General features: G+C 51.4%; 17 protein-coding genes. 13 read left to right on the forward strand and 4 right to left on the reverse strand.

Annotation, left to right across the window (positions count from 1 at the left end; all coding sequences use genetic code 11):
- Positions 1 to 44: 44 nt before the first annotated feature.
- Positions 45 to 1,481 (forward strand): sigma-54 dependent transcriptional regulator, encoded by a 1,437-nt coding sequence (locus tag QL223_RS12075; RefSeq protein ID WP_281544889.1) that lies wholly within the window; start codon positions 45 to 47, stop codon positions 1,479 to 1,481.
- Positions 1,482 to 1,562: 81 nt separating this feature from the next.
- Here QL223_RS12075 and QL223_RS12080 read toward each other — a convergent pair whose 3' ends face one another.
- Positions 1,563 to 2,501 (reverse strand): NAD-dependent epimerase/dehydratase family protein, encoded by a 939-nt coding sequence (locus tag QL223_RS12080; RefSeq protein ID WP_002539864.1) that lies wholly within the window; start codon positions 2,499 to 2,501, stop codon positions 1,563 to 1,565.
- 423 nt (positions 2,502 to 2,924) lie between these two features.
- Here QL223_RS12080 and QL223_RS12085 point away from each other — a divergent pair, with 423 nt between their 5' ends.
- From QL223_RS12085 to QL223_RS12140, 12 genes are all read left to right on the forward strand, one after another.
- A complete protein-coding gene (locus QL223_RS12085) occupies positions 2,925 to 3,932 on the forward strand; it encodes a glycosyltransferase family 4 protein (RefSeq protein ID WP_281544890.1) in 1,008 nt (335 codons plus the stop codon).
- 414 nt (positions 3,933 to 4,346) lie between these two features.
- Complete coding sequence (locus tag QL223_RS12090) at positions 4,347 to 5,597, forward strand: glycosyltransferase (protein WP_281544891.1); 1,251 nt, start codon at positions 4,347 to 4,349, stop codon at positions 5,595 to 5,597.
- Positions 5,597 to 6,739 (forward strand): glycosyltransferase family 4 protein, encoded by a 1,143-nt coding sequence (locus QL223_RS12095; RefSeq protein WP_281544892.1) that lies wholly within the window; start codon positions 5,597 to 5,599, stop codon positions 6,737 to 6,739. Before QL223_RS12090 ends, QL223_RS12095 begins: the two co-directional genes overlap by 1 nt.
- On the forward strand, positions 6,736 to 8,163 hold the full coding sequence (locus QL223_RS12100) for a lipopolysaccharide biosynthesis protein (RefSeq protein ID WP_002539858.1): 1,428 nt from the start codon (positions 6,736 to 6,738) through the stop codon (positions 8,161 to 8,163). Before QL223_RS12095 ends, QL223_RS12100 begins: the two co-directional genes overlap by 4 nt.
- Positions 8,164 to 8,332: 169 nt before the next feature.
- A complete protein-coding gene (gene glmS, locus QL223_RS12105; protein ID WP_281544893.1) occupies positions 8,333 to 10,156 on the forward strand; it encodes a glutamine--fructose-6-phosphate transaminase (isomerizing) in 1,824 nt (607 codons plus the stop codon).
- 5 nt (positions 10,157 to 10,161) lie between these two features.
- Positions 10,162 to 10,884, forward strand: a complete 723-nt coding sequence (locus QL223_RS12110; protein ID WP_281544894.1) for an acyltransferase — start codon at positions 10,162 to 10,164, stop codon at positions 10,882 to 10,884.
- On the forward strand, positions 10,881 to 12,005 hold the full coding sequence (locus tag QL223_RS12115; RefSeq protein WP_002539852.1) for a glycosyltransferase: 1,125 nt from the start codon (positions 10,881 to 10,883) through the stop codon (positions 12,003 to 12,005). Before QL223_RS12110 ends, QL223_RS12115 begins: the two co-directional genes overlap by 4 nt.
- A complete protein-coding gene (locus QL223_RS12120) occupies positions 12,002 to 13,480 on the forward strand; it encodes a chain-length determining protein (RefSeq protein WP_281544895.1) in 1,479 nt (492 codons plus the stop codon). Before QL223_RS12115 ends, QL223_RS12120 begins: the two co-directional genes overlap by 4 nt.
- Positions 13,481 to 13,493: 13 nt before the next feature.
- On the forward strand, positions 13,494 to 15,854 hold the full coding sequence (locus QL223_RS12125; RefSeq protein WP_281544896.1) for a hypothetical protein: 2,361 nt from the start codon (positions 13,494 to 13,496) through the stop codon (positions 15,852 to 15,854).
- 167 nt (positions 15,855 to 16,021) lie between these two features.
- Complete coding sequence (locus tag QL223_RS12130) at positions 16,022 to 17,104, forward strand: glycosyltransferase (RefSeq protein WP_039850174.1); 1,083 nt, start codon at positions 16,022 to 16,024, stop codon at positions 17,102 to 17,104.
- The gene (locus tag QL223_RS12135; protein ID WP_281544897.1) at positions 17,094 to 18,272 is read left to right on the forward strand and encodes a glycosyltransferase family 2 protein; all 1,179 of its coding nucleotides are present in this window, start codon (positions 17,094 to 17,096) and stop codon (positions 18,270 to 18,272) included. Before QL223_RS12130 ends, QL223_RS12135 begins: the two co-directional genes overlap by 11 nt.
- 22 nt (positions 18,273 to 18,294) lie before the next feature.
- On the forward strand, positions 18,295 to 18,951 hold the full coding sequence (locus tag QL223_RS12140) for a sugar transferase (protein ID WP_152442379.1): 657 nt from the start codon (positions 18,295 to 18,297) through the stop codon (positions 18,949 to 18,951).
- A 71-nt stretch (positions 18,952 to 19,022) separates the two neighbouring features.
- Here QL223_RS12140 and QL223_RS12145 read toward each other — a convergent pair whose 3' ends face one another.
- From QL223_RS12145 to QL223_RS12155, 3 genes are all read right to left on the reverse strand, one after another.
- Positions 19,023 to 19,460 (reverse strand): DUF4399 domain-containing protein, encoded by a 438-nt coding sequence (locus tag QL223_RS12145; protein WP_281544898.1) that lies wholly within the window; start codon positions 19,458 to 19,460, stop codon positions 19,023 to 19,025.
- 393 nt (positions 19,461 to 19,853) lie between these two features.
- Entirely contained in the window at positions 19,854 to 21,974 is a 2,121-nt protein-coding gene (locus QL223_RS12150; protein ID WP_281544899.1) for a TRAP transporter permease, read from the reverse strand.
- A gap of 105 nt (positions 21,975 to 22,079) precedes the next feature.
- Positions 22,080 to 23,084, reverse strand: coding sequence for a TAXI family TRAP transporter solute-binding subunit (locus QL223_RS12155; RefSeq protein WP_002539844.1), 1,005 nt, complete (start codon positions 23,082 to 23,084; stop codon positions 22,080 to 22,082).
- Positions 23,085 to 23,342 lie beyond the last annotated feature (258 nt).

Here is a 23,342-nt window from a genome sequence, read left to right on the forward strand (position 1 = left end):
GCTTGCCGTGCTAAGCCGACGGTCACAAAGAGGAAAAAGCCCACATGAAGTCAACGTACCGCGTCCTGATCATTGAAGACTCGCTACCACTCGCTAACCTCTACAAACAATATCTGGCCAACGAGTCTGTTGAACTGGCCTGCGTCGAAACCGGTCAGGCGGCGCTCGATTACCTCCAGGAATGCACGCCCCACCTGATTTTGCTCGACCTGAAACTGCCTGATATGCCTGGGGAAGAAATCCTGCAGTGGATTAAAAAACAGGGGATTCCTTCTTCCGTTATCATCGTCACCAGTCACGGCACGCTAAATACCGCCGTCGATTTGATGCGCCAAGGCGCGGTGGACTTTCTCGAAAAACCGGTCAGTGCAGAAAGGCTCAAAACAACCATTAAGAATCAATTAGAGCACGCACGTCTTCAAGGTTTGGTGGAAGACCTACAAAGCAGCTTTGAGCGGCAGACCTATCATGGTTTTATCGGTGCCAGCCTGCCTATGCAGAACGTTTACCGCATTATCGACTCTGCCGCCCCAAGCAAAGCCACGGTTTTTATCACAGGGGAAAGCGGTACCGGGAAAGAAGTATGCGCAGAAGCCATTCATAACCAGAGCCCTCGTGCAGATGAACCATTTGTTGCATTGAACTGCGGCGCTATTCCTCACGATTTGATGGAGAGCGAAATTTTCGGTCATATCAAAGGGGCTTTTACCGGCGCGAGCAGTGACAGAAAGGGAGCGGCGGCACAAGCCAATGGCGGCACCCTGTTCCTTGATGAGATCTGCGAAATGGATTTAGAACTGCAGAAAAAACTGCTGAGATTTATCCAAACGGGACGTTATCAGAAAGTCGGTGCCAGCAAAGAAGAGAGCGTAGACATTCGCTTTTTGTGTGCAACCAACCGCGACCCAATGAAAGAAGTGGCAGAAGGTCGTTTCCGCGAAGATTTATACTACCGTCTCCACGTGGTACCACTCGCCATGCCCCCCCTTCGCGAGCGGGGCGATGACATTCTTTCCATCGCCACCAGCTTCCTGGTTTCTTACGCCGAGGAAGAAGGAAAACTCTTCTCCCGTTTTTCCCCCGAGGCAGAAGTCGTGCTGCGCCATTACCCCTGGCCGGGCAACGTCCGCCAGTTGCAGAATGTGGTTCGAAATGTAGTGGTTCTTCATGATGGGGAGGCGGTTACCATCAAACAGTTACCGCCACCTTTGAATGAAACCTTGAGCGATCAGGAAATCCGATCCATCACCAAAACAATGAAACCGATTGAGCCTGTAAAAGCCGAATTTATTGAGGATAGATCGGACGAAGACGCAGCACCTGATTCTGACATTCGTCCACTGAGCGAGATTGAGCGGGAAGCCATTCAGAAAACCATCGCCTATTGTGATGGGAACGTGTTGAAGGCCGCCGTTCTATTGCAAATCAGCCCTTCCACGCTTTATCGGAAAAAGCAGGCTTGGGAAACTGACGAAGTCTGACCGACATTTCCATCTTCAAACCAAAAACAACGCCGCATATATGCGGCGTTGTTCTTTTCGAATCTTATTGAGATTGCCGAGCTATCCCACCGAGCGTTCACCGTCTTCGTTGAGGTAATCAATCAACTCTCTCAGCCCTTGCGTGACTGAGGTTTTCGCTACCAGACGCAGCTCTTTTTGGGCATGCATGGGGCTGCCAATCGAAGTACGGATATCACCTTTTCGCGCTGTCAGGTAGGAGACACTGACTTTGATCCCCGTTAAGGTCATCAAGGTATTGGCAAGTTGGTTAACGGAAAGCGCTTCACCACGGCATACATTAAAGACCTCAGGTGTCGTGGAGATACTCTGCATCGCACCACGGAGGAAACGGACCACATCGCCAACATAAATGAAATCGCGTGTTTGCTCGCCATCGCCAAAAATTGTCAGGGGTTGAGAGGCCATGATTCTATCGGCGAAGATAGAAATCACGCCGGAATAAGGCGATTTAGGATCCTGTCTAGGCCCAAACACATTGAAAAAGCGCATTCCCGCTGTCGGAACACCATGAACCATGGAAGCCACTCTGGCGTGAAGTTCTGAGCCCAGCTTATCTGCGCCGTAGGCGGTCAATGGTCGGGGGATCGAGCGCTCTGACAGAGGCATATCAGCGTTATCGCCATATACAGCAGCAGAAGACGCGTAGACGACAGGCGTCTTAGCTGCGCGGGCAGCCTCAAACACACGAATGCTGGCGGTCAGGTTCACCTGATGGGTTTCTATCCACTCTTCATTTGAGCGCTCAACAGAAGCGATGGCGGCGAGGTGAAAGCAACCATCCATTTCTTTCATCGCCTCTTCCAGCACACCCGGCTGGCAGATATCAGCAACACGAAGTTCACAGTGTCGTGGAACGTTGTTGCGGTAGCCCGTTGAGAGGTTGTCGACGACCCTGACATGATGACCCTCTGCCAGAAGCGATTCGACTAAGTGGGAGCCGATAAATCCGCATCCGCCTGTCACTAAATAACTTGCCATAAAGACCTCTGTCCGTTTCGAGATTCTATCGGCACTCTCTGCAAAGGGTTTGCCAGATTTTCTGAACCGAGGGTCATTTTAGAAAGAAAGACGACTCAAATTCGATAGATTATTTAATAAAAACATGGATATAAAATCATTTCACGTTATTGCCATTGATAGAATTCTTCCATCACCAACAAGCCACCACCTCTTTCTATCTTTGTGAGAAAGAAGTGGGCTCGTATCATTTCGTCATTTTGACATGCGGTTTGACTAATTCCGTTTTCTCCTTTTCTCATTTTGATGAATTTCAACACCTTGCACACACTGCGTAATAACGCCCTCTTCGCTATTTCAATGAGTTAGCACACTGGCACTAAGTTTGCTGAAAGGCTTTCTGTAGGGTCTTTTCACTTTTTTCATTGGAAATGGGTGGTAAAAATGGAAACGAAGAAGATTTGGTTAATATTGGACAGTCGCGGTTTCGGCGGTATCGAGTCTCACGTAGAGCACCTGGCGCTTGGCTTGAACAGTGCGCGGAATGAAGTGACTGTGGTCTTTCTCAATAACTACGGCAGCCATCCTGTCCAACGCCGCCTCCTTTATGCAGGTCTCCAGTGTGAGGTGCTAGACGGACGTCTGACAACCCTCTGGCGTCAAATACGCAAGCACAAGCCTGATGTTATTCATACCCATGGTTACAAAGCCGGCATTCTGGTTCGCCCTATGTGTAAGATGATGGGTATCACTTGCGCAAGCACCTTCCACAGCGGCGAAGAAAAGCAAGGAAAGCTAAAAATGTACGACTGGTTTGACCGTCATACCGCTTTTTTGGCCGACAAAGTGTTCGCTGTCAGCACGCCCATTCTGTCAACGATCCCCTGCCCTGCTGAACTGTCGGACAACTTTGTTAATACCAAAGACCTCTCTTTATCATCCGGCGAAGAGATTGCCTTTGTCGGTCGCCTCAGCAAAGAAAAAGCGCCTGACCGTTTCGTGTTGCTTGCCAAACACTTTCCTTATATGGACTTCCACATTTATGGCGATGGCCCCATGCGTAAGGATCTTGAAAAGTCTGCACCTGCTAACGTGGTGTTCCATGGCGCTCAGACAGACATGAGAAGGGTCTGGCCGCGCATTGGGCTGTTGGTGTTGCCGTCCCGCGCTGAAGGTCTCCCTATGTCATCGCTTGAAGCCATGGCGCGGGGGATTCCGGTGGCCGCTTTCAATGTCGGTGCGCTCGATAAGCTCATCCAGCACGATAAAAATGGTTGGTTGCTGAAACAAGGGGACGTGACATCCATGGTCGATGTGGTGCATGACTGGCGAAACAGCGATCCGCAAAAGCGTTCAACGTGGCAAATCAACGCGATTTCAACCATTAAAGAGCGTTACTCCGCTGAAGCTGTCGTTCCGAAATTGCTGAAGGCTTATACCCAAACGACCTGAAGATGCTCGTATTCAGAGGCCATCAATGCGTTCAATTCGAGGCAAATTTCGCGAGGAATAGTCGTTCTATTTCCGTGGAATTTAACGAAGAAGTGGGCGCATTGATGACCTCCCTTCGGGCGAGTTGACTGACGCCATGCTCTTTGTTGTTCCTTTTTGATGGAGGTGACTACACCTGCAAAGGAACGCCGCGATCACAACGCCAGTCAATCTCGCTGAATCCTGCATCTTCAGGTCGTTTGGGTATATTCCCTTTAATCTGACTCTCAAAATGAAAGAAACCACTGAGCCTGACGCGAGAAAAGCACTCAAGCTCTTTCATTTCAATCACTTAAAAATTGGTGCGCTCTTTGCAATCACACTCATATACACAAGTCCGGCGCATTCATCGCCAAAAGGGCTGGAGGAAGAATAATGAACGCATCACTGCAAACTCAACAAACCCGTCAGAACGTACTTTTTGTGCATTATGGTGATAACTGGATTCGTGGCAGCGAACGTTGTCTGATCGACCTGCTGACCCACCTCGATAAATCTGCGTTTGCACCTGTGCTCTGGTGTAACAATGAAGCATTGGCTGAACAGGTTCGCCAACTCGATATTCCGGTTTACGTCAGCAACTTTACTTTGCTGTTCGGGGAACAAGCGCCCAAGTGGGACGTGGTCGGTTACATCAAGTTGGTCAACGAAGGCCTTCGTATTGTTGATAAGCACAACATTTCTCTTCTGCATTCAAACAGTGGTGCCCCATCACAGTGGCTGAATCTGGTTGCCAGAGCCCGCAAATTACCTTTGGTACTTCACCTACACTCCCGCTATCCACTGCGTGATCGTATTACACTCGGTTTTCATCATGCCAGCATGGCCGTTGGTGTCAGCCAACCTGTGGTGGACCAATTGCTGAGCGACGGCGCGAACAAAGATCGCTGTCAGGTCATTCCCAATGGCATCGACACTCAAAAACTGTTGAGCCAGCCAGTTGAGGATTTACGCAAGAAATGCGGCATTCCTTACCATGCTTTCGTTGCCGTGACTGTGTGCTCACTCATTCACCGCAAAGGCGTCGATTTGCTGATTGAAGCCTGCCGCCAGATGCGGGAATTGCGCTTGCCAGCCCACCTTGTTGTTATCGGTGAAGGCAGTGAACGCGCGGCACTGGAAAGCCAGATTGCAGAAGCCGGCATGAAGGATCGCATTCACCTGATTGGCGAACAGGAAAACGTCGTCGGCCTGATGCGTGGCGGTGCGGATGTGTATCTTTCCGGCGCGAGAGAAGAAGTGTTCGGCTTAACCCTCGCGGAAGCAAACCTCGCAGGTTTACCGGTTGTCGCCCCACGAGTTGGCGGCATTCCAGGCGTGATCGCCCATCAGAAAACCGGCATTCTTGTTGAACCCGACAATGCCCATGCTATTGCAAAAGCGGCTTACCATCTGTTTACGAATCCAGAGCAAAGCCTGCAATTTTCGCAGGATGGCTATCGCCGCGTGATGGCGGAATTCACCATCACTCAACATACCCAACGCTTTGAAGCCCTATATCAATCACTGCTGACTAATCCAAGCATGACCGCCCGTTGGACCAGCCAATGGCAATTTGTGCCTCCTGTTAAGGCATCACTGAACATTGTTCGCAAACTCCGTCGTCAACCTTCGGAGGCCGTGTAATGAAACGTTTAAAGCATATCGTGATTCTTGACCCGATCCCTTTTGCGGGCGGCTCTAAGGTATCCACCAAACATATCCTTAGCCAGTTGGAATCAAAGCCGGTTCGCATTTCGATTCTGACATCTGACCCTGACACCTGGGCGAAAACGCAGGCGTACGTAAAAACCTTGTACATGCCAAAGCAACTGAAAAAAGCCGAACAGGGTTTAAGCTACTTCGCCCGTCATTTTCTGATTGCCCTGCAATTACTTTGGCTAAGATTGTTTGTTGGAAGAATGGATACGGCGCTCGCAGCATCAGGCCCGGGCGTCGACCTTGGCCTTTACCTCGCCCGTTTTCTGCTGGGTTACCGTCTGGTGCAAATGGTACATGGCCCGGTTGCACGCTCAAGAACCATTGGCCGCTGCTTACTGTCCGCCGATGAAGTCTATTATCTTGACTCCACGCGGGATTCGTTAAACCACGCCATCAGTGCAACAGGCTCGTTGGAAGATGTTTCCGCCTTTCCTCAATTCCAGACTTTCAGAAATGGTCTGCCTAAGACGCTTTGGCCAACCCGATGCCAATATGACTATGCGGTATTGTTCTGGGCGGCTTCTCTCCTGAAATGGAAAGGGTTGGACACATTAACCAAAGCACTGTCGCACATGACACCGTCTGAACGCCCGGAAACGCACATCTGCTTTATCCGCCCCAAACAGACTAATCTTGCGGTCAGCAACGCGCCACAGTGCATCACAAAAGTGTTCTGGCATGAAGCGCCTGAACAGTTGGATGCCATTCGCGCGCACAGCAATATTTTTGTCTCCACCAGCACCAAAGAACCCTTCGGTTTATCCATTCTCGAAGCCATGGCTGCGGGTATGTGCGTCATCATTCCTTCCGATGGTGCCTACTGGGACACCCAACTGACTGATGGCGAAAACTGCCTGAAATACTTGCCGGACGATGAAGCGGATCTTGCCCGTACACTGGCTAAAGCGCAGCAGAACATGCAGTCACTGAAAGAGTTGGGCGAGGAAGCGTTCCAAATTGCGCGTCAATACCGCGCCGAACTTTGCTTCTCCGCCATTTGTGACGCACTCACTCAACAAAGCGCACGCAATGAAGCCACGCTCGCCCGCGATGAGGTTCAAGGATGAAAGCGTTATCGCCAATGATGAAACAAACCCTGCTGTATGGCAGCAGCATGGCATTGATGAGAGGGATCTCTCTGCTGATGCTGCCCTTTATTACCCATCAGTTGCCTCAAGCTGAATTCGGGAAATTGGAGATTGTCAGCAGTATCGCCGCCCTCGGCAGCATTCTGGTTGGTTTGGGACTTGAAGACGCCTTGTATCGCTTTGTCGGGCGTTGTAAATCCGAGGCAGAACGGCTCACCATGTCCGCACGAATCTTCACGCTCACTTTGATTATCTGCGCTGTGGTGATCCCTTTATCCTGGTCACTGGCGGCTTGGCTCGACAGTATGGTTCCCGGTGGGCTCACCACCTATCAACTGCGTCTGGTACTTTTGATGCTGGCGCTGGAGGGTTGTATCGCTGTACCGCTCGGTTGGATTCGCATGCAGAATCGTGCCTTCACCTTCTTCTCCGTCGCCGTTGGCCGTGCCCTGCTGCAAGCGGCTCTCACTGTGGTGATGCTGCTTTCAGGCCGAGGCATCGATGGCGTATTGGAAGCCGGGATCATTGCGGCTGCCGTACAGGCGGTGATTCTGTTTGTGATTCAGGTTCGTGAAACGGGATTGGCGTTTTCCATGCCTGTTGCGAAGCAATCACTCATCTACAGCATTCCTATCATGGCGAGCGGCCTGATGGCTTTCACCATGAACGGTTTCGATCGCTGGGTACTGGCAGAAGTCAGTTCTCTCGAAGAGGTAGCACAGTTTGGTGTCGCCGCGAAATTCGGGCTGGCAGTGGTGCTTTTACTGCAACCTTTCGGTATGTGGTGGATGCCAAAACGCTTCGATGTGCTTTATGACGTCAACGGACGCGAAACAGCGACACGTTATACCTGTTTTGGACTTACCGCAGTGATGCTCATTTCTGTGATGGTTGCCTTTTTGGCCCCACTCGCCATTACTTGGTTACTCCCTGATACCTATCAACTCGCTGCGACTTTCACCGTCTTTCTAATCATTGCAGCATTGTTCAAAGAGCTGGCTGAACTGGTCAATCTTGGCAGCTTCGCCGGAGACACCACTTATGGTCAAATGGCGATTAATGTGGTGTCAGCTCTGGTTGCTGTGGGTACCTTGATTTGGTGGGGCAACAGCTACGGCGTGATGGGTGTGCTAATGGCACTCACCTTTACCCAAGGTCTTAGGTTTGTGTTGTTCTATGCTGTGAGCCAGCACCTTTACCATCTGCCTTACCCATTAACGGCCTTGCTCTTCTGCGGTGGTTTTTGCTTCTTCTGGCTTTACGTTTCCACTTATGAATGGTCAGACATCGCACGCCTTATGCTACTGATGATGGCGATAGGTTCTATGGTACTGCTGGCACAACGCTTCAGCCTGCTACCAAAATTTTCCATTCAGGCGATGAAAAGGCAAACAGCAAACTAAGCGTCAATTTGATTAATCTGACTTTCATAATGAGAAAACGCCGTTTTATCGCACGGCGTTTTACTCTATCTGTCTGAAAATTAAACCATTACATCTTGGCACAGTTAGTGCTCTCTTTTTGGAAAAGGCGCTCATTAATGAGCGGAAAAGAAAACCAAGGAGAACGATTATGTGTGGAATCTTCGCAGCTGTTTCAGAAACGTCAGTCACCTCAGCATTAGTGGGTGGGCTTCGTGCCCTGTCATATCGCGGATATGACTCCAGTGGTCTGGTGATCGCACAACGAACCGGATTACAACGTCGCCGTGCACCGGGCAAACTTGATGCTTTGAGCTCACTGCTGAAAGAGCATCCATTAGAAGGCTTTGTGGGCATTGCCCATACCCGTTGGGCGACCCACGGTGCACCTTCCGAGTCCAATGCCCACCCGCACATGACACCTAAAGTTGCGGTGGTTCATAACGGCATCATCGAAAACTACAGTGCACTGAAAGCCGATCTGGAAAGTGATGGTTATTGCTTTAACAGCGAAACCGACAGCGAGTGCATCCCGCTGCTCATTACCCGCAACCTTGATAAAGGATTGTCACCAGAAGCTGCGCTGCGAGAAGCTGTCGCCACGTTGGAAGGCAGCTTTGCGATTGCAGTCATCTTCGCTTCTGAGCCAAACACGGTTTATGCCGCACGTCTCGACAGTCCATTGGTGATTGGTCAGGGCGCAGCGGGTCACTTTATTTCATCTGATTCGATTGCTTTAGCGAGTGTTGCACGCAACCTCTGCCTGCTGGAAGACGGTGATGTTGCCAAAGTAAGCGTTGATGGCTTGGTGATCACCACCACCGATGGCAAAACCACGCACAGAGAAATGAAAGCACTGCAGGTCTCCGAGCACGACCAAGGCAAGCAAGGCTATCGTCATTACATGCTGAAGGAGATCCACCAGCAGCCAGAAGTGGTTCGCAATACGCTCAACCACTACTGTGACAACGCGACATTTACACTAAAAGATGAAATGTTCCCAGCCAATCTGGAACGCTTTGACCGTCTTTCTATCGTTGCCTGCGGCACCTCTTACTATGCAGGCATGGTCGCCCGTACCTGGTTCGAACAATTCGCAGCGATTCCCGTCGAGGCGGATGTTGCGTCTGAATATCGCTACCGCGAATCTCCACTGTCACCAAACACCCTGTCGCTGTTTATCAGCCAATCTGGCGAAACAGCTGACACCCTCGCCGCGCTTCGTTACACCAAAGAGCAAGGCTTATCTTGCATGTCACTGCTTAATGTTGATACCAGCACCATGGCCGCTGAAAGTGACTGCTTCCTGCGCACACTGGCTGGCGCTGAGATTGGTGTTGCTTCGACCAAAGCCTTCACCGGACAGTTGATGGTTCTGCTGCTGACCGCCCTACGCACGGCAAAAGCCAGTGGCCGACTGGATGTCGCAGCCGAAAAAGCGGCGATCAAGGCGCTGTTCAGCCTACCGGTAGGCTTATCTAATGTGATTGACCAACTGGCGTCCCTTAAGTCTGTCGCTGCTTCCATGATGCAATCTGAGCACGCACTTTTCCTCGGCCGAGGAACAGGGTTCCCTCTGGCTCAGGAAGGCGCGCTGAAGCTCAAAGAGATCAGCTACATCCACGCTGAAGCTTATCCGGCAGGCGAGCTGAAACACGGCCCTATTGCCCTGATTGATGACAGTATGCCTGTAGTTTTGGTTGCGCCTCCGGGCCCAATGATGGCGAAAACACTCTCGAACCTTCGCGAAGTGGCCGCACGTGGCGCCAAAGTGATTCTGGTCAGTAACCACGAGGGTATCGAATTGGCATCAGACCACATTACCCATGCGATTGAGATGCCGGATTGCGACCCCATCCTGATGCCCGTGCTTTACACCCTGCCTTTGCAGTTGCTGGCGTATCACGTTGCTGTGCTGAAAGGCACCGACGTTGACCAACCACGTAATCTCGCAAAATCAGTGACCGTGGAGTAATCATCATGAACATGCAAGCTACCCGACATTGGTTGAAGCACAGCCCGAGCCCCGTCGCTCGCGGCCTGTTCAAAATGCTGAAAGGTATGCTCCATATGAGCATGCCAGCACCAAAACTCATTGTTGTACCACTCTACAAAATCACGGTCGTGATTCAGGCCCTTTGGGGCAACCTGACTCGCGCTCTGTGGTGGACACCGGTATTCAAGGGTCGCCTGCAGCATGTCGGTCGTGGTTTGTATCTCTACGGTGGTATGCCTTTCGTCAGCGGTCCGGTTTCTATCTCCATGGGTGATGACTGCCGCGTATCAGGGCAATCCACCATCTCGGGCCGCACCAGCGGTAACAGCCAACCAGAGCTGATCATGGGCAGCAATATTGATATCGGCTGGCAAACCACCATCGCAGTTGGCTCCAAAGTGGTGTTGGGCGACAACGTTCGCATCGCAGGCCGTGCTTTTATCGCTGGCTATCCCGGGCACCCTGTCAATGCAGAAGACCGCGCCGCAGGCATGTCTGAACTCGACAGCCAAGTGGGCGATGTCATTTTGGAACAGGATGTTTGGCTGGCGACCGGTGTCTCTGTGATGGCTGGTGTCACCATCGGCCGAGGCACTATTGTCGCCGCTGGCAGCGTGGTCACTCACGACCTGCCACCCTTTGTTGTCGCTGGCGGTGTGCCAGCAAAAGTGATTCGTCCACTCACGGATGAGGAGATGAAACGGTGAGCCGCGATTTGATTGTTTTCGGTGAAGACTGGGGCGGTTTGCCTTCAAGCACCCAGCACCTTATCCGTCGTCTTTCGGAACAGCGCAAAGTGGTTTGGGTCAACTCCATCGGCCTTCGCCGACCAACACTCACCATGAACGATGTGCGTCGGGCGTGGAGAAAGCTCACCGCAAAATCGCTTCCAACTGCAGCAAAAAGTGAGGCAAGCTTGCCTGCGAACTTCACCTTGGTGAATCCATCAACGCTGCCTGCACCGCGCACCCGTTTCGGCAGAACCATCGCATCCAGTATGCTGATGAACCAACTGCTGCCTATCATTGAAAAAGCCAACCTGCACAACCCAATCCTCTGGACTTCTCTGCCAACGGCAGTGGATATTTCAGACAAACTGGGGGCGTCGTCGGTGGTTTATTATTGCGGTGACGACTTTTCCAAGCTGGCGGGTGTCGACCACGACACCGTGGCAGAACGAGAAACTGAATTGGTGAACAAAGCAGATCTCATCCTCGCTGCCAGTGAAACCCTCTACACACGTTTTCCTGCCATGCGCACACGTCTGCTGCCACACGGTGTCGACTACTCACTGTTTTCTACGCCGGCACCCCGCGCTAAAGACTTGCCTAATGATGGTAAGCCCATCGCTGGTTTCTACGGCTCGCTGTCTGAATGGCTGGATTACCCCATGCTGCACAGCACCATTGAGGCACTGCCAAACTGGCATTTTGTTTTCATCGGACATGCCTGCGACGAAGCCAAAACCTTGGCAAAGCACGATAACGTCACCCTGATGGGCCCTCGCCCTCACCACGAACTACCTGGTTACAGTCAACATTGGTCAGCCAGCTTGCTGCCTTTTACCGACAACGGCCAGATTCAGGCGTGTAACCCTCTGAAGTTACGTGAATATCTCGCCACGGGACGTCCGGTGATTAGCACACCTTTCCCTGCTGTCAGTGAATATCGTGGATATGTGTCTATCGTTAATAATGTGGACGAAATGATCTCAGCACTGGAACGTGCGGGGCAGAAGCAAAACAATTCACACCAGCAAGCGGCGGTCAGCCCTCATACCTGGGATGCGCGAGCTGAAAAATTAGCTGACTGGTTGGATGCGCTATGAACTCCTTGACCTACAAATTCCTGATCCTGCTCGATGGCGCTTGGCGTCGTCGCTATGTGGTTATGATGCCGATACTCATCTTTCCTTTGATGGGGATTGCCATCGGCCTGCTGAGCCCAAAGCAGTATATTTCGCACACCAGCATGCTGGTTCAGGAAACCTCAAAAATGAACCCTTTTCTGGAGGACCTCGCGGTGTCGGCCCAGATGAAAGAGCGTTTCAGTGGCTTACAAACCCTGCTGCACAGTCGCCACATTTTGGGGAAGGTCGCGCTTGAACGAGGCTATGTGGGCGAAGACGACTCACCGCAAAAGCTCGATGAAGTCATCGCACGGCTTTCCAATGGGCTGAATATGGTCACCATTGGTAAAGACGTGATCAGAATTGATTACCGCTCTAACGATCCAGAAGGTATGAAAGAAACGCTGGAAACCGTAAGCGATTATGTGGTGGAAGAGCTCTTAGCACCGGAACGCTCCTCCATGAAAGACTCCAGCTTCTTCCTTTCAGAACACATCAATAAGCGTCGCGAAGAACTGGATGATGCAGAAGCGGCGTTGGCTGACTTTCGCAGCAAGCATGCGGATGGTTTGCCGGAACTCCAAGTCGCAAACTATGCCCGTATCGAACAGCTCAAGCAACGCCTTTCCGAAAAGGAAGCCGAAATGGCCGGCGCACAGAAGAGTCTGGGTGGCCTTGACCAACAACTTTCCAGCACCAACCCGGTGATAGGCAGTATTGAAGATCAGATTGTGAAAATTCGCAGCGAGCTGGCATTACTGAAAGCGCGTTACACCGACCAACACAGCCTGGTTCAGGCGGCGCTCAGGAACCTGCGCCGCCTCGAAGAACAACGCGCCCAACTGGTTGAATCAACCCGCGAGACCATTGACACCGCACAGCTCTGGGATATCGCCAGCAGCGCACGCATGAATGGTGACAGTGAATCCCAACCCCTGCTTATCTCCCAGCTAGAAAGCCTTCAGGCTGCAAGAAGCAAAGTGGAAACGCTGGAAGAGGAAACGGCCAGCTTGCGGAAAATGATCACCCAGCTGGAAGAAAAGACCAATATGTCCGGCGAGAAAGAGCAGCAAATCCGCAAGCTCGAGCGTGACCTGCAGGTGAAACGTATGTTGTTTGAAGAGTTGCTGGAACGTCAGGAAAAAGCACGTTTAACCAGCTCTCTCGGTGTGTTCGAACAAGATAAGCGGATTAAGATTATCGACCGCCCTTACTCACCGAGCAGACCAAGCAATCTCCCCATCATTGTGTTTGCCATCGCTGGCATGGTGGGCGGTGTATTCCTTGGCTGTGGGCTTGCCGTCATCATGGAACTGACTGACACCACCATTCGCCGTATAGATACACTGGAAACCATCACAGGTGCGCCGGTACTCACGCGCATTCCATTCGTGAAGCAGGAACACCCTGCACTGCCTTCACCCAAAGACGGCAATGTTATCGAAGCCAAATAATGGAGTGACAAAGATGAAGCCATGGATTCTCACCTTGCTGTTACTTTGTCCTTCATTGGTGATGGCCAACCTCCGTCTCGACAGCACGGAACTGCAAGACATCTCGGAAACCAGCATGCTGGTGATTTCTGGTAATAACCTTTCGAAAACCGACGCTATCGCCGTCATCCGAGCCGATGACACCAAAAACCCGGGTTATGCCGATCGCGCCAACATCGAGCGAGTCATACCACCCGGTGAATTTAATCTGGAAGTCCCTTTCGCCAGCTTGCGCACCCCGGAAGGTAGACGATTAGATCTGCAAGGTCTTGAGCAAATTATCGTTTTTGCCGGACGTGCAGAGCGCGGTTTTGCGCTGACCAGCATCAAGGCTGTTACCCCCAAGCCATTGGGCAAAAACATCTTTGCGTGGGATTTAGGTCCAGAAGGAAGCGCGATTTGGCCTGGATTTCAGCCTTTGTCACCCGGCTCGCCGCTGGTCACCGGACGTTCAGTTCATGCACTGGACAGAAGTACCCGCATGCAGGCTGCTGACGCCTTAACGTTTGATGGCATCCGTGGCATTGATAACCTGACACTGCCACTACCTGCCGGTGAATGGCAAATCACCCTCTGGCTGCGCGACGCAGGTGAATGGGAGTTTCTCCCCCATCCACTGGAACGCCAGATTCAAGTGGATGGAAAAACCGTTTACCGACAACGTCTTTCTCCAAAGGACTGGATTGAAAATGTCTACCTTGGCCTTCGCGACGTGACCGTCTCACCGGAAAGCAGCAGTTGGGATCATTTTGGCGCCAGAAAAAGTGACCGCGTCACTTTCAGTGCCAGCAGTAACGGCAATCCGGTGAAGATCACCCTCAAAGGCGACAGCCCAGATGCACAGTTTGTCAGCGGTGTGCTGGCAACACCTGCGGATAACCCACTGATATTGGATATGCTGGCCCGCCAAAGAAAACTCTGGTGGGACAGAAACTGGCCGGTAGCAGCATGGAAAAAGTGGCCAACTGGGCAGCCAAGGTTACAGGTTCAAAAGGACACAATCAGTGCTGCTCCCGGAACACCCGTGTTATTCACCATGGCGTTCGAACAAGGCAACCTGCCCGGCGCTCCCATGGTGTTGCTCAGACAACCCAGCCAAGAACAGCAAACCTTGGCGGCCAGTTGGCACTGGAGCCAGTGGCAACTGACCCGAACCCACCTTTCATCAACCTTGCTGGCACCCAACGATGATTATCTCCGACATGGATTGATGCCGGAAAACCAAGGCGTTGCGCTGCCAAGGCGGCTAATGGTGCGAGTTGATGTACCAGACAACCAGCCTCCCGGTGACTATCGCGGCGAAGTGCAGGTGATGATGCAGGGCAAAGTCCTTAAAGCGCCGTTCACCGTTTCTGTTCTGGATGTTGCCTTACCTGCGTTGACCAAACCCGTCGGGATTTACCTTGAAAAACAGGTGCAGTTTGGTTGGTTCAAAGATCTGGCACCCATTGGTGACATGGCAATGATCTGCGATTTGAAGTTCCTGAGAAAAATCGGGCTGACCGGTATCTCTCCGCCTTATTCCACACCCCACAATCAGGAAACACAAAAGGAATTCGATAACCTTTCCGATAACCTGAATGTTCTGGGCTTTAGCTCCGTGATGGCTTACGCCCCGGCTAAACGGCTCAGCCAGTCCATAGGCACAGGCAATGCTGCCAATGTTGTGGCAGACATTGAAGCCCGCTATAAACAGCGGTTGCAACCAACACCCTATTGGTCGATTGCTGATGAACCAAGCAATCCCGGCAATGTTGATCTGTTTAAGGAAATGCACCGAAGCTTTAGCATGCTCGCCCCAGACGCCAAGCTCGCTGGGCACCTAAACAGTGATCATGATAAAGCCTACCTTCCCATGTTCGACTTGGTCTTAGTGAACGACGGCTTTGGCATTGATGCGGATCAGGTCAAAGAGACGCAGAAAGACGACCGCGAAGTATGGCTCTATAACCTCTCTAACGCTCGCGCGGCATCTGGCTACTACCTGTGGCGAACCGGTGCGGATGGCTTTTTGAAATGGCACGGACGTATGCCAACCGCAGACCCATTCGACCCTACCGATGGGCGGGAGTTTGATGTGCAAATGCTCTACCCTTCCGTCAATCCTTGTCCGGAAGAGCCTGATATCCACAACGATCTGTATGACATGATGAACGGCATTGTCGATTACCGCTGGCTGTTATGGCTGGAGCAACAAGCCCAAAGCGATCCCAATGCACGTCAGCTTCTGGCGACGATAAAAAATGACATTCCGGACCGTTGGGAGCAAATGGAAAAGGTAAATTCCCGCACGATGGAAAACTGGCGTGAAAAAATCATGGGACTCGCCCGATGACTGTCAGGGCGATTCTCAGAATGAGAAATTCAACTCTCCTGCCAAATACCATTTTAGAATTCTTCGCCATATCATTGAGTTAAATGCCACACACGAATTGGCACACCCTATGCACTAAGGTCTTCATCAACAAGGTTCCTAAAGATTGAATCGAATTGGGGAAAACCATGAAGACCATAGTGCAGGTAGTACAACATCTCAGACCCGGTGGACTCGAAGTCATGGCGCTCGAGCTGATGAACTTCTCCACGTTCCGCAACAACATGAAGATAGTGAGTCTCGAAGGTAATCTGGAATCTGCGATTGCAGCGTGGCCTCGTCTCGAGGCTCACAAAGACCAGCTCATTTTCCTCAACAAGCAACCTGGCCTGTCTTATGCCCTGGTGAAGCAGTTGAAACGTGTTCTTCGTGAGTTGAAAGCAGATGTGGTTCATACCCACCATATCGGTCCCTTCTTTTACGGTGGTTTGGCATCTCGCCTTAATGGTATGGCTCACATGCACACCGAGCACGACGCTTGGCACTACAGTGAAAAAAGCCATCGCCTTCTACACCGTATCGTTTCCTTGATTGCCAAACCTGTCGAAGTTGCAGATGCCGACATCGTGGCGCAGGGCATGATGGATTTACCCGGCATTCACCAGTTAAAAGTCATCAAGAACGGTATCGATACTTCCCGATTCATTCCTGGTGACAAATTCAAAGCACGCAAGGCATTGAACCTGCCTTCTGGCGTCAAACTGATTGGTGCCAGTGGCCGTCTCGAAGAAGTGAAAGGCCACGGCGTGCTGATTGAAGCGATGGCCGATTTGCCTGCTCACTATCATCTGGCTATTGCGGGCTCCGGCTCACTGGAAAGCGCGCTGAAAGATCAGGCTGAACGTTTGGCGATTGACCATCGCGTTCATTTCCTTGGCCATGTCGAGAGCATGCCAACCTTCTACCAATCACTGGATCTCTTCTGCTTACCATCGTTCAACGAAGGCTTTCCACTGGCCCCCCTTGAAGCACAATCTTGCGGCATTCCGACTGCGGTTACCGATGTGGGTGGCGCTGTCGAAACGCTTTGCCCGAAAACAGGTTTACTGTTGAAAGCGGGGGATTCTGCAGACATGGCGGAGAAAATCCTGCCATTCCTGTATGAAAGCCGCACTCAAAACCCACGAGATTTCGTAATGTGCCATGCCGATGTCCGAAACATGGCAAAAGCCTATGATTCTTTGGCGGAGGGTCTTAGCTATGGCATATGAACTGATTTTTTGGCTCACAACGGCGAGTATCGCGCTGGTGATTTATCACCACATTGGCTACCCCCTGCTACTGAAACTGTTGGTGCGGTTCACCACTAACACAGCCTCAGAGCCAGCAACCATGGCGGATGAAAAAGCACTGCCAACCATCTGCGTGCTGCTGCCTGCTTACAACGAGGCACAATGGATCGCAGAGAAAATCCGAAATCTGGCCATGCTGGACTATCCCGCAGAAAAGCTGGAAATCGTTTTGGCATGCGATGGCTGCACTGACGACACGGCAGAAGTTGCCCGCAACACCATCAGAGAACCGCTGTGCCAGCACCTGAACCTGCGTGTGCTTGAGTACATCGACAATCACGGCAAGGTGATTGTGCTCAACAAAGCCATGGCGACCATTCATACCGACCTGGTGGCGATGAGCGATATTTCAGCCCTGATTTCTTACGACGCACTGCGTCTGGCGGCCAAACGCTTTCAGTGCAAAGAAGTTGGCGTAGTAAACAGTCGTTACTGTTTCCTGAACCCTTGCGAAGAAGAACAGCAATATTGGCACTATCAGAACAAAATCCAACGCAACGAAGCACAACTCGGCTCGGCATTGGGAGCACATGGTGCGCTGTACTTTATCCGCCGTGAATTATTCAAGCCGTTGGCGCTGGACACGATCAATGATGATTTCATCTTGCCAATGTCCATCGTGGCGCAAGGCTACCGCGCAGTGGTGCTGGAAGATATTCAGGCTGTGGAGCTGGAAGCCTCCAACCACGCGCAGGACTTCCGTCGCCGTCTGCGCATTGGTGCGGGTAACTGTCAGCAGCTTATTCGCCTCGCAGAATGTTTGCACCCCAGCCACCGCGGTGTCGCATTCACCTTTGCTTCTGGCAAAGCGTTACGCGTGCTGATGCCGTTTCTGATGCTGACTGCGTTGGCAGGCAGCATCTACCTTGCCAAGACCAATCCCTTCTTCATGGTTGCAGCGGCAGGACAACTCAGTATTTACAGCATCGTGGCGATATGTCAGCTGATCGGCTGTCAGCCCAAAAACAGAATTAGCAAGGCGCTGAACTACCTGGTTGCCGGCCACACGGCAAACCTGATTGGTACTCTGCGCTACATCATTGGATTAGAAAAAGGACATTGGCAGCGTGTCACGTCTGGCAAATGAATTTAGGAAGAGGACGATCATCATGAACCTGAACATGAATCTCAACGCGCAAATGGACATCAATCCCATCACTGCAAAAGCGAAGCGCTCGATGGACATTTTCTGCTCTCTTATCGGACTGGCACTCACACTGCCGCTGTTTCCTTTGATTGCACTCGCTATCAAACTCGACAGCCCAGGCCCCGTTTTCTTCAGCCAGATGCGCATTGGTCGTTCACTGCCAGACCGTAGCCTGATTTTTAACATGATTAAGTTCCGCACTATGCGTGCTGACGCAGAAGCTGGCGGCGCGGCTTGGGCAGCCAAAGAAGACCCTCGCGTGACCCGCGTAGGTCGTTTCCTGCGCAAAACCCGTCTGGATGAACTGCCACAGTTTCTGAATGTGCTGGCCGGTGATATGGCGCTGATTGGCCCTCGTCCAGAACGCCCAGGTTTCTACCAAAAACTGGAAACTGCTATTCCTTACTTTGCCGACCGCACTTATGGCGTGACGCCAGGCATCACCGGTCTTGCTCAGGTTAACCAAGGCTATGACACCTGCATTGAAGATGTACGTTCAAAAGTCGGCTTTGACCACTCTTACGCACTGTCACTGTCTTCACCAATGAGTTGGTTGAGAATGGACTGTTACATCATCTTCCGCACTTTGGTTGTGATGGTGTGCGGCCGCGGCCAATAAAACAAATCCAATTTATCTATCCACTGCACCCTTGCGCAGGCTCCTATTCCACCACCGGAGTCTGCGCTTTTTTATCTGACGATAATGGTGATTTTGTGGGAAATAACAGGTTTAACATGAGGAATATGAAGGTAGTCTCCGAGAAGTAATTGCAGCGTGTGTTTTCCCTTCGGCAGCGTCAATTGCGTCTCAGTTTGCCCACCACCAAAATGCAGGATGTTATTTGTTGCTGGTAAAGGCAGCGAAAAATCCACCAGCGAGTCAATGTTGATCAAAAGATGATGATGTCCTGAATTGGGTACTCTCTCACCCGCTTTCGCCAACCGCATACCTTCCAACCCGAATTTGACCTTAAAGGTCTGCGGGACCACCTCACCATCTTGTGGAGTGATAAAGAAGACGCGCGCATTGGGCGGAGAAGGTGTCGTGGCGTTCGCCAAAGTGCCCAAAAGTGCGGGGGCAAGAAGCATCGACATGACGCATAACACTAAAAAGCTGTCACTTTTCATGAATAACCCTTAGGGGCTGTTGACCTTTGGTGATGATTTTTGCAGCAGTTTGTGGGGGTTTTATGCAAGGCAGAGGCTTCGATGTGTAGCTCGCCTACATGAGAAGCCGATAACGCAGCAGAAAGTCCCCACAAACGCTGCCCAAAGGGTTCTGCCCTAAACGCTTTATGCTTTGTTGAGGTGTATTTGCTTAGAGTGACTAGGCGACACACACCTCGCCGCGCCTAAAACGTTTAGGGCTAGAACAAAATTTAACCACCAAAGGTCAACAGCCCCTGGCACAAACCTAAAACAATCATGAGCAAAGTTTGCTGACAAAAGGTGTCAGGATTTGGGACAACGGGGAAAAACATCTGGTCCAGGCTTGATGCCTAAACCAGATGAAAGAAGACATTAGTGGGATGACGCTGCAGTCTGAGCCGGAACCTTTCGGCCACTGTAGATAAAGAGTGCTAGGAAAGTCATCACACCGAGTAACCTCATCCAAAGTGGTAAGCCCGGCCAGACCATGACGATTGCCGCAACAATCAATACCAATCGCAGCAAAGGGTTCAAGGCACCTTCCAGATACCCTTCCAAGGCACCGATAAGTGAATAGATGCCGAAGATGGCAAAAATGCCCACCACCAACACTTCAGTGAAGTCCCAACTCACCAGCGAGCTGTAGGCAATCAGAAGTGGCACGATATAAAGTCCTTTGGCGATCTTCCATGCCGTCAAGCCCGTCCTCATCGGTGGCGTGCGTGCGATGGTCGCAGCAGCAAAGGCCGTAAGACAGACAGGCGGCGTGACATTACTGTCTTGCGACAGCCAGAATATAATCAGATGCGCAGAGAGCAATGCCAGCCCGACAGCTTCAACGCCCAGCGCTTGTTCCATCAGGGTTTCTTTGAAATCCGGTGGCACCAGCGTCAGCAGCTCTTTGGCTTGTTCTACGGACATCGCCGCGCTCAACGATTCAAAGGTTTCCGGCCCCGCCAACATAAAGATGGCTTTCGCTTGTTCAGGCAGCTCGCCAGCGACAATCAGATCAATCAACTGGTTTTCTGCCAGCAAGGTATAAAGCGCGGGTGCGGACAAAGTACCAAGTACGATATAAGCTGCGGTCACTGGCAAACCCATTCCGAGGATCAAAGAAGCCAACGCAATCAGCAGTAACATCACCATCAGGTTACCGCCTGCCCAGCCATCAATCATCAGTGAGAAGGTATTACCAATGCCTGTCGTGCTGATAACGTTAACCACCAAGCCAATACCAACGAGCAGAATCGCCGTCGGCGCCATGTTCTTGGCCCCTAACGCCAATGCTTCGATCACAGCATTGGGTCCCATTTTGTTATCTTTCGAGAGCCAACTGGCTGCAATCACAGAAAGAATGGAAATGCCCGCGGCGTAAGTCGGTGTGAACCCTTGGATCAGTAAAAACACCAACACCGCGAGCGGGATAAGGTTGTGCCAGCCTGAAATGAGCACACCCAGAACCGACTCTTCGTCTTCCGATACTTTCTGCACATTGCTGCGCTTGGCTTCTATGCGAACAAAGAAAGCAACGGAAAGGAAGTAGATCAGCGCTGGCATAAAGGAAACAGCGATGATATCGACGTAAGGGATTTGGGTATAAGACGCCATGATGAAGGCGCCAGCGCCCATCACTGGTGGCATCAACTGCCCGCCCGTGGATGCTGCCGCTTCCACCCCTGCAGCAAACCGCGCCGGAAAGCCCGCTTTTTTCATCAAAGGGATCGTGATAACACCCGTCGAGACGGTATTTGCCACGCTCGATCCCGATACCGACCCCATCAAGCCCGAGCCCAACACCGCAATAAAACCTGGCCCACCAATGATTTTCCCTGCCGCGGCTTTTGATAGACGAACGATAAAGTCACCCACACCGGATCGCACCAGAAATGCACCAAACAGGATGAACATGAAGACATAACTCCAGCTGATACGGGAAATAGGGCCGAACATGCCCTCAGACGAGAAGAAACTTCGGTACAAAACGGTTTCCAAGCTCAAACCCGGAAAATGGAATACGCCGGGCATCCACTGCCCCCACAGCACGACATAGCTCAGGCATACCGCGATGAGCACAGGGATAAACCAACCCATGGTGCGACGCACCAGTTCCATCGCAATCAGGATAGCTATCGTGGCGAATACCCAATCGCTCGCTACAAACTTCACGCCGCGCTCATAAAGGGCATCTTCAGCGTAGGGGATGTAAAGCAGACAAGCGACCGCCGCGATGGCAATCCATAGGTCTATCACCAAAGCGATTTTGTTATGTTTCAGGTGATTGGCGGCGGGAAACCACAGCGCACAAATCACCGCAAATCCGGCAAAGTGGGTCGCCGAAACCCAAAGTTCCGACCAAGTCGATAAGGTGTTGAACCAGATGTGAACACAGGATAATGCCACCGCCAAAACGGTAATGGTCAGGTTCACCCAGGGAATATCGATGCGATTAGGCAGCTCGAATTTTTCGAGCTCTTTGTTTACAGCATCCGTCATGATTGGCTCCAGCACTCCTTTCGAGGAGCGTTACTACTCTCTTGCTAGACAGCCCTAAAGCAGGGCTGTATGTCGTTTTCAATCTCCCAATTGGGGAAAAAGGGCTTATTGCGTTTTCAACTCTGCGGGAATGTCGATACCCACTTCTTCGTAATAACGCACGGCACCTGGATGCAACGGCACCGGAAGACCAGCAATCGCTTTTTCAATCGCCATGGCTTTGGTGGCTTTATGAATGCCCTGGAGGAAAGGCAGATTTTCATAGATGGCTTTGGTCAGTTGATAAACATCGTCATCCGACACATCGTCGCGCACCGCGAGGAAGTTAGGCTGGGCGACCGTGGTGATTGGTTTATCAAGACCGGGATAGGTGTTGGCGGGAATTTCGTAAGCTGTCCAAAGGTTATAGGTGCTGTTGACCTGCTTGATTTGCTCATCCGTAAAAGAAAGAATCTTCAAATCATCACCCATGGCAGCAAATGCCTGAGTAACCGCGCCTACTGGCACGCCTGCGGGAGTATTCATTCCTTCAATGGTGCCATTTTGCAGCGCATTGGCACTGGCACCATAGCCCATAAACGCTAGGTGGAAGTTGTCCGGAGAGATGGAAAGTTCACTCATAATGTGGCGGCCTGAGTTCTCTGTCCCTGAGTTCTTTTTGCCAATCGAGAACTTCTTACCGTCCAGTTTCGACAAATCCGCCACCGTGCCGGTTTCTGCCAAGTCAGAACGTACAATAAAATGCTCAACGTTTTGCCAAAGCATCGAAACTGCGCGGATGTCATCTTGCTTCACGCCCTTGTATGGACCTGATCCCTGCCAAGCCCACGCGCCATAAAGCCCTTGTAAAATCGCAAACTGGGCTTCGTTCTCGTTCAACAATTTAACGTTTTCACCCGAACCGGCAGAGCTAATCGCGGAAAGGGAGAACTGATACTTAGGACCCAGCTTCACCTTGCTCAGCGTCGCTAACGCAACACCTACCGGGTAGTAAGTACCGCCAGTTGAAGCTGTTGCGAGAATATAGCTTCTCTCTTCCGCACCAACGTTCACGCTTGTGCCCATTGAAGCCACTACGGCCATTGCTGCCAGCATCTTTTTCAGTTTCATACTTCACTCCTGTTTACTGCGTTCCATGTTAATAATTTGTTATTTGGATTTGGTAAGAGCAAAGTAGATGCCAGATTTTATCTGTCTGATTTTATTTAATTATTTGAAAACGTGAGAGAGAAATGAGCAAAATCCTGCTGATAGGAGGAAAAAACCATTGGCAAGATTTTGCTTATTGTGGAAGTCCAGTATTGGCAAGGGGTTGCGAGGATTATCGGATGGCGATGAGCAAAAATGTGCCGATGCATATCGCGAGTT

Source organism: Grimontia sp. SpTr1 (assembly GCF_947387585.1).
GTDB classification, from domain to species: domain Bacteria; phylum Pseudomonadota; class Gammaproteobacteria; order Enterobacterales; family Vibrionaceae; genus Enterovibrio; species Enterovibrio indicus.

Bases quoted from the DNA above. Each gene is read 5' to 3' on its own strand.
- QL223_RS12155 (WP_002539844.1), bottom strand. From the start codon at position 23,084: ATGAAACTGAAAAAGATGCTGGCAGCAATGGCCGTAGTGGCTTCAATG.
- QL223_RS12130 (WP_039850174.1), top strand. From the start codon at position 16,022: ATGAAGACCATAGTGCAGGTAGTACAACATCTCAGACCCGGTGGACTC.
- QL223_RS12150 (WP_281544899.1), bottom strand. From the start codon at position 21,974: ATGACGGATGCTGTAAACAAAGAGCTCGAAAAATTCGAGCTGCCTAAT.
- QL223_RS12125 (WP_281544896.1), top strand. From the start codon at position 13,494: ATGAAGCCATGGATTCTCACCTTGCTGTTACTTTGTCCTTCATTGGTG.
- QL223_RS12135 (WP_281544897.1), top strand. From the start codon at position 17,094: ATGGCATATGAACTGATTTTTTGGCTCACAACGGCGAGTATCGCGCTG.
- glmS (WP_281544893.1), top strand. From the start codon at position 8,333: ATGTGTGGAATCTTCGCAGCTGTTTCAGAAACGTCAGTCACCTCAGCA.
- QL223_RS12095 (WP_281544892.1), top strand. From the start codon at position 5,597: ATGAAACGTTTAAAGCATATCGTGATTCTTGACCCGATCCCTTTTGCG.
- QL223_RS12075 (WP_281544889.1), top strand. From the start codon at position 45: ATGAAGTCAACGTACCGCGTCCTGATCATTGAAGACTCGCTACCACTC.
- QL223_RS12120 (WP_281544895.1), top strand. From the start codon at position 12,002: ATGAACTCCTTGACCTACAAATTCCTGATCCTGCTCGATGGCGCTTGG.
- QL223_RS12080 (WP_002539864.1), bottom strand. From the start codon at position 2,501: ATGGCAAGTTATTTAGTGACAGGCGGATGCGGATTTATCGGCTCCCAC.
- QL223_RS12085 (WP_281544890.1), top strand. From the start codon at position 2,925: ATGGAAACGAAGAAGATTTGGTTAATATTGGACAGTCGCGGTTTCGGC.
- QL223_RS12145 (WP_281544898.1), bottom strand. From the start codon at position 19,460: ATGAAAAGTGACAGCTTTTTAGTGTTATGCGTCATGTCGATGCTTCTT.
- QL223_RS12140 (WP_152442379.1), top strand. From the start codon at position 18,295: ATGAACCTGAACATGAATCTCAACGCGCAAATGGACATCAATCCCATC.
- QL223_RS12090 (WP_281544891.1), top strand. From the start codon at position 4,347: ATGAACGCATCACTGCAAACTCAACAAACCCGTCAGAACGTACTTTTT.
- QL223_RS12110 (WP_281544894.1), top strand. From the start codon at position 10,162: ATGAACATGCAAGCTACCCGACATTGGTTGAAGCACAGCCCGAGCCCC.
- QL223_RS12100 (WP_002539858.1), top strand. From the start codon at position 6,736: ATGAAAGCGTTATCGCCAATGATGAAACAAACCCTGCTGTATGGCAGC.